Annotated in this window: 1 protein-coding gene; it reads left to right on the top strand. The window is 58.4% G+C overall.

The window, feature by feature from the left end; genetic code table 11:
• Nucleotides 1-771, top strand: a 771-nt coding sequence (locus tag ACTWPP_RS45010) for a hypothetical protein (RefSeq protein WP_443110621.1), incomplete at both ends; no start/stop codon positions are given.

Here is a 771-nt window from a genome sequence, read left to right as displayed (position 1 = left end):
GAAAAAGACCTGCAAGGTTACAGCAATGCCTGGAAGGATAGTGCGAGCCAGGGTATTCGGATCATCAAGGAGGCGATGGAAAAGAAGGCCGTCGCCGACTATGAAGACGGGACGGATCGCATGCGGGAAGTCCGGGAAAACATGGGGGAGCGCTACCCAGGTTCGGATAGCGGGCAACCCGTCAAGATTCGCAAGGCGGATGGCACCTACGAAACCATCAGCATTCAGGAGTTGAATCGCCGTCGGCAGGCTGATCTTCAGAAGAAGATCGACGAGCGAACCGCCAAGCATGATGACGCGGTGAAGGCCCTTGGTACGAAGGTCAAGGAGAGCGTCGAAAACTACTGCAACCTCAAGGTTCTCACCGATTTCGACGATCTGCATAAGAAGCGCTTGGACGATCGCGATGCCAAGATGAACTTGATTGCCGAAGACCTTGTCTCTTGGCTCAAGGCCGACAGCCTGACGGACCGGGCACTCGGGCTATACAGCGAAACCGCCTCCCCGGACACGGGGGATGGAGACCGCTGTGCCGGCCAGCTCTGTACGATCCTGCTGCAATTGGACAACAGCCCGCGCGGCAGGGCGTGGTATGGCGCGCTCGATACCTTTACACCGCACAAGAAGAATCTGGTGTGGCGCATGTTGAGCCTGAACAACCGTGAGATCAGCCAGGAGATGGAGAGTGCGCTCAAGCAACTGAGCCAGCCGTTGCCGGTCGATGAAGCCGTGCCAGCCGACGCTCGGGAGGGCGCTCGTGATCAGAAGGCC

This window comes from Actinomadura sp. 3N407 (assembly GCF_052245875.1).
GTDB lineage: Bacteria > Actinomycetota > Actinomycetes > Streptosporangiales > Streptosporangiaceae > Spirillospora.
Note: the sequence above shows the minus strand (reverse complement) of the source record. Positions and strands in the feature narration are given on the sequence as shown.